The 11507-nt window shown below is 46.7% G+C and carries 5 protein-coding genes; 4 read left to right on the top strand and 1 reads right to left on the bottom strand.

The window, feature by feature from the left end; translation table 11 throughout:
• Window positions 1–17: 17 nt before the first annotated feature.
• Window positions 18–269 (bottom strand): helix-turn-helix domain-containing protein, encoded by a 252-nt coding sequence (locus NFR99_RS09065; RefSeq protein ID WP_120483865.1) that lies wholly within the window; start codon window positions 267–269, stop codon window positions 18–20.
• A gap of 428 nt (window positions 270–697) precedes the next feature.
• Between NFR99_RS09065 and NFR99_RS09060 the strand changes: the two genes are divergently transcribed.
• From NFR99_RS09060 to NFR99_RS09045, 4 genes are all read left to right on the top strand, one after another.
• A complete protein-coding gene (locus tag NFR99_RS09060) occupies window positions 698–2407 on the top strand; it encodes an AAA family ATPase (protein ID WP_251353460.1) in 1710 nt (569 codons plus the stop codon).
• Between the two features lie 333 nt (window positions 2408–2740).
• Window positions 2741–3745 carry an Abi family protein gene (locus NFR99_RS09055; protein WP_120483863.1) on the top strand — a complete coding sequence of 335 codons (1005 nt, stop codon included), beginning with the start codon at window positions 2741–2743 and terminating at the stop codon, window positions 3743–3745.
• A gap of 335 nt (window positions 3746–4080) precedes the next feature.
• Window positions 4081–9147, top strand: a complete 5067-nt coding sequence (locus NFR99_RS09050) for a DUF6273 domain-containing protein (protein ID WP_251353459.1) — start codon at window positions 4081–4083, stop codon at window positions 9145–9147.
• A 329-nt stretch (window positions 9148–9476) separates the two neighbouring features.
• Window positions 9477–11429, top strand: coding sequence for a hypothetical protein (locus NFR99_RS09045; protein WP_120483861.1), 1953 nt, complete (start codon window positions 9477–9479; stop codon window positions 11427–11429).
• Window positions 11430–11507 lie beyond the last annotated feature (78 nt).

Raw genomic sequence — 11507 nt, 5'->3', positions numbered from 1 at the left:
ATACCAGCGTACCGTTTTCAGTCATTTTTCCCATCAATCAGGTAATCGTAGGAAACATGGAAAAGTTCTGAAAAAGCTTTTAACTCCAGGTCAGTGACATATCGCTTGTTTGTTTCAATCCGGGTAATGACGTTTTTGTCAATGTCGTATCCGGCGAGCTGCAGCCGATAGGCAAGAGCGCGCTGTGACAGCCCGTCTCTTTTGCGCAGTTCAATAAGGCGGGAGCCGACAAGATTTTTTTCACCGGAAGCGGTTCTTGGTTTTGGCATCTATCTGTCCTTTCCTGCAAAAAGCATTCGTCTCACTTTTTGCACTTTTTTATTAATTTTACCTGGTAGTAAGGATAGGAGCGGTTGTAGAAGTGAGACAAGAGATTCTTCATCAAGAGTTTTGCGCATAAGCATATCTTTTATGCCATTTGCGCAGAATGTACAATCGATGCAGACAGCAGTCGGAAAGTGCGATAAATATAGAAGAACACATAGAAACGTATGCGGCAGACGGGGAAGAACCTGTCTGCCGTATTTCATCCCGCATAGAGAAATTTATACAATAAGATACATATTAAAAAGCTTTGGTGAAAAAAGTATGTTCTCTATGGAAAAGTAAGAATGGATTGGGTATAATGAAAAAAAGGCTTTCGGGATATTTCGGATAGAAGGAATGGGCAGAGGCGAAAATGGAGGGAAGTGATTCTATGGCAAAGACGATAGCAATCGGGCGGCAGGACTTTGAAAGAATGAGGACGAGAAATGTTTTCTATATTGATAAAACAGACTTTATCCGCGAATGGTGGGAAGCAGAAGATGAAGTGACCCTGATTACCCGTCCGAGGAGATTCGGAAAGACGCTGAATATGAGCATGACGGAACAGTTCTTCTCTGTAGACTATGCGGGACGGGGAGATTTGTTTGAGGGGCTTTCCATCTGGGAAGATGAGAAATACAGGAAGCTCCAGGGGACGTATCCGGTTATCAGCCTTTCTTTTGCGAATGTGAAAGAAGGGACTTATGAAATGACAAAACAGGGAATCTGCCGGGTTCTGACGGATTTGTACAATAAAAAGTATTTTCTGTTGAAAACAGGTCTGCTGACGGAGGAAGAGCAGGAGTATTTCCGAAGTATTTCTATGAATATGTCAGAGGTGACAGCGGCAGTCGCCGTTCATAAGATGTCAGATTTTTTAAGCCGCTATTATGGGAAAAAGGTCATCATTCTCCTGGACGAGTATGATACGCCGCTGCAGGAAGCATATGTAGGCGGATACTGGGAGAAGATGACAGAGTTTATCCGTGGGCTTTTTAATTCCACATTTAAGACGAACCCTTGTCTGGAGCGGGCGGTTATGACAGGGATTACCAGAGTAAGCAAGGAATCTATCTTTTCAGATTTGAATAACCTGAATGTCGTGACAATTACTTCAAATGAATATGCGGACAGCTTTGGGTTTACGGAGGAAGAAGTTTTTTGCGCACTGGATGAATATGGGATGTCTGAAAAGAAAATGGAAGTAAAGCAGTGGTACGATGGCTTTACGTTCGGAAACGTTACAGATATTTATAATCCCTGGTCAATTCTCAACTATTTGAGCAAGAAGAGACTGGCGGCTTACTGGGCGAATACTAGCTCAAACAGCCTTGCAGGGAAACTGATTCGCGAGGGGGATAAGGGAATCAAAACTTCTTTTGAGAATTTGATGCAGGGAAAATCCATATGCGCGGAAATAGACGAGCAGATTGTGTACAGCCAACTGGACAGCGACGGGCAGGCAGTATGGAGCCTCCTGCTTGCCGCCGGGTATCTGAAAGTGAAGCAGTTTAACGCGTATGAGACAGAGTTTGGAGACTGGAAGGAAGAGTATGAGCTGGAGCTGACGAACTTTGAAGTAAAGACCATGTTCCGGGGGATGGTGCGCAGGTGGTTCGGGAGCGTCTCTTATGCATACAATGATTTTATCAAAGCGCTGCTTCTTGGAGATTTAGATGCGATGAACGAATACATGAATACGGTGGCGGCCGTAACATTCAGTTCTTTTGATACAGGGAAGAACCCGTCCCGGCAGGAACCGGAAAGGTTTTATCATGGCTTTGTCCTGGGACTGATGGTAGATCTGTCCGGGCGGTATGTGCTGACTTCCAACAGGGAAAGCGGATTCGGAAGATATGACGTGATGCTGGAGCCGCTTCAGGAAACTGATGATGCGTTTATACTGGAATTTAAAATACACCAGCCGGCGAAGGAGAAGAGCATGGAAGATACCGTCCAGGCGGCGCTCAGGCAGATAGAGGAAAAGGACTACGCTGCCGCGCTCCGTTCGAAAGGAATCCCGGAGGAGAGGATACGGAAGTACGGATTTGCGTTTCGGGGGAAGGAAGTACTGATTGGAAACAGAATAGAAACAGAATAGAAGCCCGAATCCTATGCTTTGCAGAAAGCTCCTGTGATACAATGAATAAAAACAAACACAGGAGAGGCTTTATGGGTTATCAAATGGCAGAGGAAGATATCTGGGCATAGCAAGGAATATTTAGTATCAGAAGAGTATGGAAAAGGAACGGTGAAAAATATCTGGGGGATATCCGTTCCTTTTTTGTGTGGGCTTTGGGAAGATTATAGTTTAATCTTTGGCTTGTATTTAAAGAAGATTTTTATTATAATCAGCTTATGGATATCCTAAGAATTTTCTTTTGAAAACAACCAGAATGGATTAATGATAAAAATAAAAAAGGAAGATAATGTGATGCAAAATGATAAATATTTTTTAACATATAATCAACAGATGAGAAAATTAAGAAATGATAAAAAAATAGAATGTCTTGGATCGAAACATAAGCAAATACTTGTGCGAACAGGGTATTTTAACATTATAAATGGATATAAAATGCCGTTTGTTTCTGGTAATGATTCAAAAGGTAAACATATTTATCTTCCTCAAACAACAATAGATCAAATGTATTTAGTAAAGCAATTTGATGATAATCTCCGTTCGTTATTGCTTAAATATATAACTCAGGTCGAAGAGGAAGTGAGAACTCTTACAGGTTATCGTTTTGATAAAGTAAACAACAATGGAGGCATTACGTGGTACGATACAAATGCTTACAATCCTTCGAGTTCCCTGCAAAATAAAATGAGCACAATATCTTCTGCATATAGTGAACTTAGCAGAAGTCAATTAGATTATGTTAAATTTTATATGTCAAACCATAAACAAATACCTACGTGGATTATGTTGAAGGTCGTAAATTTTTCGACATTTATTTCTGTTCTCCAGTATAGTAAGCCTGAAGTAACACATTCTATTTGTAAATTGTATAACATGTTTGATAATAATGGTTTACCTAATGTGAAATTGCTGATTGGAAGTCTGCATTGGATGCGAAAAGTAAGAAATGCCTGTGCGCATAATGAACGTATCTATTGTTTATCTCGGTCAAATGATGGCAGACGGCATTCTGGGAGGATATTTGAGAAATATTTTCAGGAATTGCGTCAATCTTATCACAATGACCATGAACAGAGAATTTTTGACCTGGTTGTATATCTCAAATATTACTTGCCTCAGAAAGAGTATAAAACATTTATTGAAGAAATTTATGCAATGTTATCTGCGTTGGAACGGGGGATTCATCCCAATGCTTTTGCAAACATCCGAGGAAAGATAGGAATACGAAATTTAGATGATTTGCGAATTTTAGAAGCTTTTCCCAAACCTGATATAAATTATAATAGTTTTGATAAGTAAATGTTTTTTCGTAAATATTCGTGAATATTTTTTCTAAATTTTACTTGAAATATTTTTGGGCATATGGTAGTATACTGATACAGAGATAGCCGTATTGATTGCGGCTGAAAAACACTCGCGTGTTTTATTGCGCGGGTGTTTTTTGCGCGCATAGATATCTTTATGCCATTTGCGCAAAATGCACAATCAGTACAGGTAGCAAGTGCAAAGTCCTGGGTTAAACTGTTACAGAAAGTGCGATAAAATACGCTTTCATAATTGACTATGCTTCTTAAAAAGGCTATAGTACATGATAGGAACTATACAGACAGAGAAAGCAAAGGAGAGGGAGAAAGATGAGGAAAAACAAAAGAACATTTCAGCCAGCGGTAAGGCGACTTCTGTCCGCGGCGCTGGCGGCGGTCATGGCGGCTGTGCTGGCGCTATCCCCGCTTCCGGCGGCGATGCCGGAGAACGTAGCAGAAAACGCAGAAGCGGCGGACGTTACGCTGAAAAACCCCCGCATCGTCCCGGACGCCAGCATGAAAGCGGGGCAGAAGGTGACCTGGGACTGCGTGTGGTTCGGGAGTTATCCACAGGCGGAAGTGATACCAAACGGCGTGGAATATACGGCTCTGGACGCCAGCCTGCGGCGGGACGGGGACGTTATCGTGTCGGACAGCGTGTACCGTGCGCTGCAAAGTGCATCCGGCTGGGATGATAATAACGATATCACACTGAACGGGGAAAAGTACCGGAGGCTGAAAGAGGAAGATACGAATTTCGTAACCCCCGATGACGGCGACTGCTATCACTGGAGCAGCAGCACAGTCTACCACTACTTCAAATATGAGCCAATCAAGTGGCGGGTGCTACATACGGACGGAAACGAGGCGCTGCTCCTGTCGGACGTGGCGCTGGACGGCCAGAAGTACCATATTGAATGGGAAGACGTCACCTGGGAGACGAGCATCATACGGAGCTGGCTGAACGGTTACGGGGCGGGGAGTAACCAGCAGTCCGTGGACTACAGACGGAAGAATTTTATCGGCAGCGCGTTTACCGCATCCGAGCAGGCGGCAATCGCAAATTCATATCTGGAGAATGCCGACAACATAGAATATGGAACAAACGGAGGAAACGCTACCAAGGACAAAATCTTTCTGCTCTCCGAGTCGGATGTGTGGAATACAGACAGGGCAAAATCCTATGGGTTTGTAAAGAATGGAGATACAAGGGACGAAGCCCGCCGCTGCCAGAGCAGCACCTATGCAAAGGCGATGGGAGTGTGGAGCTATAGCGATACATCTTATGCCGGAAACTGCTTCTGGTGGCTGCGGTCGCCGGGCGGTAATTCAATCAATGCGATTTACGTCGACTGCGACGGCAGGGTCATCAGTCATGGCTACTATGTCGGTAACTATGGTGACAGCGCGCGGTTGGCTTTGAATCTGAATCTTTCATCTTCGAATCTCTATACCTATGCGGGGACGGTATGTTCCGACGGGACAGATGCGGAGGTGGGCGGCGCGGTTTTCCCCGGGGAGAATACGCCGGAGGCTCCCTTAAAAAAGCTGACGCTTACCGTATACGAGAATCATGAGAAAAATCCGGAGAAGGGCGTAAAGTATGGGCTGTCGAAAGGTGCCAGGGTTTCGGCGGGAACGGCGAAGTATGAAACTGGAACAGACGGCGTCGCGGAGACGGCAGAGGGAAGCTGGAGCGAGGCGGTGATTTCGAAGAAGGGCTATTCGACGCGGTGGATTTCGAAAAAGCGGCTGAAGCAGTCCCGGAAAGTTTACCTGCAGCCGTCGGCGGAGAAGCCGGTGATCAATGCCGTATGGATAGGGAATACGGATGTGATGAATGAAGAATATGCCGTAGACCTGCTGAAGTCTGACGCGGTTACTCTGGAAGCGGAGATTGACTGGGGAAAACATGGCTATGGAAAGGTCGAGCTGGCGCAGAAAGGCGCAAAGCAGACGTTTTCCAATGGGACGCTCCGGATGGTTCTCAAGAATAAGTTTGATGTGAGCGATACGATTTACCTGCGCGCCACGGATGATAAGGGGAATGTATCCGTGCGGGAGCTGAAGCTGAAAGCCGACGGCGCAGTACCCGCCTGGGCGAACGGAATAAAATTTTCCATTGACAGTAAGATAGGAATCACCCTGCCTAAGAGCTGGCCGTTTGTCGGCGGCGCGAAGGTCGGGCTGGACGTGGTGAATTTTCTTCCGGTGTCTGTGGGGGTAGAAGATAATAAGGTGTATGCGACGATAGGGATTGATGTGGCGCAATATACAAAATCAGATAAATATGCCACGAATGCGGCGAGCAAAAGCAGGGCGCATGTGCCGAATACGGAAACGAAACTTTTGTGGCAGAATATAAAAGATGCGGTAAAACAAAAAGACCGTAAAAAGACGCTGGAAAAGCTGAAAAATATAAAAAGTACGTATGGGACTGCGATGAAATATCCGCAGGGTTCCTTTGGCTTTTCAGCAGATTTTACGATTATCGGCTATCTGGAAGGCTATGTCACGCCGCAGGGAAGCTTTGAATTTCTGGATGGGAAGGTAATCTTTAGCCCGTCGGTTTCCTGGGACTGGTCCGGGCAGTTTGCCATCGGACCTGTACCGTGCTATTGGGAAGCCCAGATTAAAGGGGAAGCCGAGGCGAAGTGGAATGTATACCGCAGCGCGCAGGCGAAGGGCTTTCTGCCTGCAGGAGAGTTGGAAGCCACTGTGTCAGGCAGCGTAGGGGCAGGCGTCGGCATTAATAAAGTTGCAACGATCGGCGGGGGAGGGAAACTGGCGTTTAAACCGTATGTAAAGATTTCTCCAGCAAGCCCTTATTTCAGCATGAAGACGTCGATTAACGCCTACTTTAAAGCGAAGCTGGGATTTTTTGAATACCGGCATGATTTTGAGCCGATAAAGGAATGGTTTGTGGAATATCCCGCGACGAAAAAAGCGAGGGCTGTCTCCGAAGAGGCGGACGTCTTTGCCTGGTATGACGCTGGGCTGTACCAGGCGCAGGATTTGAGCTACCTGGAGAAAGGCTCGGAATTTCTGGCGAACCGGAAGAGCACCGTAAAGAGCCGCGCCGCGGAAAGCAGCGGGGAGACAGTTTTCAAGACGAATACATATGCGGAGTCAGCGCCGAAGCTGGCGGCTTTTTCAGACGGAAGTAAAATCGCGGTATGGATAGACAGCGGCAGCAGCGCTGTCAACGATATCTGCCTGTACTATTCGTATTTTGACGGTTCCGCGTGGTCGGAGCCGCGGCCTGTAGAGGGGGACGGCACCGTAGACTTCCAGCCGGAGCTGGCTGTGATAGATGATGTGGCTTATGTCGTATGGCAGGACGGAAGGCGGGCATTTGGCGAGGGCGACACGCTGGATACTATGGCATATGGCATGGGGATTTCCGCAGCGGTATTCGACAGGGAGGAAAGGAGCTTCCGGGTATCAGAACTGGAGGAAGGAAACAACGGGCTGTGCATGACGCCGAAGGTCTGCGGTGGAAACGGAGAGGTGGCAGTCCTGTGGCTGAATAACAGCATGTACGACTGGTTCGGGATGAGAGGGAAAAACGCTGTCTGGGCAAGCCGCTTTGACGGCAGCTCCTGGAGCGCGCCGGGGTGCATGTATGAAGATTTGGGTTCTGTTTCCGGCTTTACGGCGGGGTATGCAGACGGAGAGCTGAGCGCCGCGTGGTGCGAGGACTCCGATAATGATCCGAATACGACCGAAGACCTTGTAGTTTATCTGGACGGCGATACGCTTGAGGAAGCGGAAGACGCCGCGCAGGTTTCCGCCCCGCTCATGGAAGGGGGAAGCCTGTACTGGTACCAGGACGGCACGGTGATGTGCCGGGAGCAGATTTACGGAAGTGAAGGGACGGCTGTCACAGAAAAAGGGGTGATAGCCACCGACAACTTCCGGGTAGTCTGCGATGGGGAAAACAGGGCGGTCGTCTATCCAGTTTCGGACGGCCTGTCCTGTGAGCTGTACGGCGTATTTTATGATTCAGAATCCGGGAAATGGGGGTCTCCGAAGGCTTTGACAGATTTCGGAAAGAGCATTTCCGGTTTCAGCGGGGCATGGACGGAAAGCGGCATGGAGCTTTTGCTGAACCGTATAGATGTGACGGGAGACTATGAAGCGGAAGAGCCTTATGGCACGGCGAACCTGGCGCTGCTTGCGGTGGGGCAAAGCTGCGACATCGGGATAGAGGAGATTACGGCAGACGCCGGAACGATTCTTCCGGGCGCTCAGACCCTGTTCCGTGTCGAAATGAAGAACCACGGGAACAAAGCCGGGAATTATAAAATAAACATTTTAGACAGCGAGGGGAACATCCTTAGCAGCATGGAAGCTCAGGACGCCCTGCTTCCGGGACAGACGCAGACGTTCACATATCCATATAAGATTCTGGAAGAGCAGATAGGGACAAGGCTTACCTTTGAAGCAGAGGAGCGCGCCGGACAGGATGCGGATACCGCAAACAACAGGAAAGAGTTTACCCTGGATTACCGTGATATCAGTGCGGAAGGAACCGGATGGGGGGCAAAAGAGGACGGCGGCGTCTGCATTTACACGACAGTGGTAAACAGAGGATATCATACAGAAACAGGCGTCCGGGTAAACCTCCGGGAAACGTCGGCAGAGGGTTCTGTCGTTGACAGTATGGAGGTGGGAGAGCTGGAGTCCTTTGACAGCCGCTACGCGGCGTTCCATGTCCCCTATGAGAAGGATAAGGTGTATTATGTGGAAGTATCTGCGCCGGAAGAGGACGGACAGACCGGAAACAATGCAGACTTTGTCGTACTGGACAGCGCCGTATATGAAAAAGCCTCCCAGAGACAGCTTTATGAGCTGAAGGTTTCCAAGACAAAGACTGTTTACACAGAGGGGGAAGCGTTTACATCCTCTGATCTGATAGTAAAGGCGCGGTATGCGGACGGGACAGAAGAGGACGTCACCAAAGCGGCGAAGCTCGATGCTTCCGGGGTGAACATGAAAAAGGCGGGCGTTTATACCTGTACCGTCTCCTACGGAGGGAAAACGGCGGTGTTTAAAGTTACGGTCAAAGCAAAAGAGCAGGCGAACGCCCCCAGGCCAACCGTGAAACCGCCAGTTAAGAAAAAGATCACAACGCTCCAGATAAAAGCGAAGAAAAACGCTAAAAAGATTACCGTCAAAACAATGAAAAAGAGCAAGGTGAAAATAACGCTCAATAAGAAAATCCTTATAAAAGGCAGGAGAAAAGTAAAATCCATCACGATATCACCGTCTAAGAACAAAACAGGGAAAATCGTGCTGAAGCTCTCAAAACGCCTGCCCAAAAAGACAGTGATAAAAGTCCAGGTGAGCAGGCCGGGGTATGTGACGAAGAAAAGGACAGTAAAAATTAAATAAGCATCGTAACAGTTCAGCCCAGGACTTTGCACTTGCTGCAAAGTCTGTGAGAATGTGTAAATTCAGCCAGAGAATCCAGCCCTTTGCGAACAGCAAACTTTAAATGGGCTGGATTCCGTAACAGTGAAGCCGAAGGCTGAACTGTTACTAAGCATCTGGATTTGGCTTAATGATTTTCTATACATTTGCCTGGGGTTGTGCTATATTAAATATAGAGAAACTAAGTAACATAGTATAGCTATTTGTGCAAAATCAAACACCGTTTGGTTTTGCACGACACGGGGAATGGATATGCCTGCTTGCATGTGTGGGCGGAAAGGGAGGGATTTATGAATAAGGTATTAAAAAAAGCGGTGGCAGCAGTTATGGCAGTCGCTTTGGTTTTGGGAGGAGTAATGTTTCATCCTGCTCCTAATCTACAGGCGAAAGCAAAGAAAGTGCGTATTGCCAAATCAGCAAAGGTGACGGTTGGGAAAACTGTCAAGGTAAAATTAAAGAACAATAGGAAAAAAGTTAAGTGGAAGGTTATAGCAGGTAAAAAAAGAATTAAAATCGTAAAGAAATCAAAAACATATGCGGCAGTAAAAGGGCTTAAAAAGGGTAAGTCAAAAATTCAGGCGGTAATCGGAAAGAAAAAATACACATGTAAAGTGACGGTTGTGGCTAAAAAGAAACCGTCAGTATCGCCAAATGAAGCAAAAACGGATGAGGGGGGATATTCCTATGAGGTGATTCCGCTTATGCCGCCGTTTAATTCATATTTTTACATTAAGACAAATAATCCGGATCCTGACTCATTCCGGTTTGTGGATAAGGAGACTAAATATGCGGATAAAGGTAAGACGGGAAGCGTAACCCCGACGGACACTGTTTTTTCTGATGTAAAATACGAAAATATTAAGACGAAGAGGGTTAAGGGAGGATATATTGCAGAAGGACGCGAGACAGATGGCGGAAAACTAAGTCTTCAGGTAGGAAAAGTAACAGGAACACATTCGGTTTACAATATAACAACAGGCGAGACGACCATAGAAAAAGACTATGAATATAAAGATACTAAGGCCACGGTTCAAGTTGCCGGGCTTAAGGATGTTGTCGATTATTTGATATCAACTTATGGAGACAGCAGGAAGCCATATTTTGATAATCTATCGGGAATCCAGAGTGGCTTTAGCAGCGAATCCCTTTATAGCGGCGTATATGTGCTGGGCGAGCAGAAAAAGAGTACAGCAGCGCCATACTACGGTCTTTCGACTTCACCGCATGTGGACCAGGCTTTTTATATTCAGAGCCCATATTACAGGGCTGACAGCAAGTCCATGCTCGTATCAGCGCTGCATCCAATGAAATGTGACTCGATAGGTTTTCCGTCCGTGATGATGTCGGTTGCTAAGAAACTTAACAGCGCAGTGACCGTTGAGTGGTCTTCTTCGGCACATTATCTTGTAGATGTAACCTATAACGGCGAAACCAGGTCCTATGGCGGCCAGGGTTCAGGCAAAGGACAGGGAATCCATGCCAATCAGATTAAATATTGGTATTCATTTGACGGTTCCGGCGGGGATGCTTACAGGAAGCGTAACCTAAAGGACGTCGCGGCAATGATCCGGGAGTACAGCGCAATGGAAGTTCCGAAAGAACCTACAGACCAGCCGGAGCTTACATGGGCGTCTGTTCGGCAGACAGTCGGCAAAGAGGGAAGCTATGTAAAGCTTACGCTGCTGACCTCAATATTTGGGGGAAGTGCAGACGGCTATACATTTATGTATGATAATGGCAGTACCAGCGAAGGCTTTCAGGGCTGGGGATCCGTCGGACATTTTTCAAATGCGTGGTATGACGGAAGGTATTTTAATAAATGGGAGTATTATTATCCTGGCGCCAAATTCGAGGATACCGTTGAAACGGAGTCGCCTTCTATCATCATGAAAGATGTAAGCATCAAGCTTCCTGATGACGGAAAAACCTATTATTATAATTACGATGCGATGGATGAGGTAAGCAGATATAATGCTGAGACAGGTGTGTGGAGTGGTTTTACGACGTATTACTATGATTCCGGAAGCCAGACATGGAAGGCAGATATTCTCAATCGTATAAAGTATCGGGAAGAATATAATTACAAGGATATAGAGGATCAGAACTTTATTGACGCCTGTACGATTACAAGGGATGAGGCGCTTGCTATGAATCTGGATGCTAATACCGATAAAGAACCGGAGAATTATTACATCTATGATCGCGTGACCCGTCCGGGGACTTACCACAGCGCGGGGAATTGAGGTAACAGTTCAGCCCAGGACTTTGCACTTGCTGCAAAGTCCGTGAGAATGCGTAAATTCAGCCGGAGAATCCAGCCC

It is taken from the genome of Hominisplanchenecus murintestinalis, assembly GCF_943193015.1.
Lineage (GTDB): Bacteria > Bacillota > Clostridia > Lachnospirales > Lachnospiraceae > Hominisplanchenecus_A > Hominisplanchenecus_A murintestinalis.
This window is presented reverse-complemented; position numbering and strand designations above follow the sequence as displayed.

Coding starts and splice junctions, on each gene's coding strand:
- NFR99_RS09045 (WP_120483861.1), top strand. CDS start 9,477: ATGAATAAGGTATTAAAAAAAGCGGTGGCAGCAGTTATGGCAGTCGCT.
- NFR99_RS09065 (WP_120483865.1), bottom strand. CDS start 269: ATGCCAAAACCAAGAACCGCTTCCGGTGAAAAAAATCTTGTCGGCTCC.
- NFR99_RS09060 (WP_251353460.1), top strand. CDS start 698: ATGGCAAAGACGATAGCAATCGGGCGGCAGGACTTTGAAAGAATGAGG.
- NFR99_RS09050 (WP_251353459.1), top strand. CDS start 4,081: ATGAGGAAAAACAAAAGAACATTTCAGCCAGCGGTAAGGCGACTTCTG.
- NFR99_RS09055 (WP_120483863.1), top strand. CDS start 2,741: ATGCAAAATGATAAATATTTTTTAACATATAATCAACAGATGAGAAAA.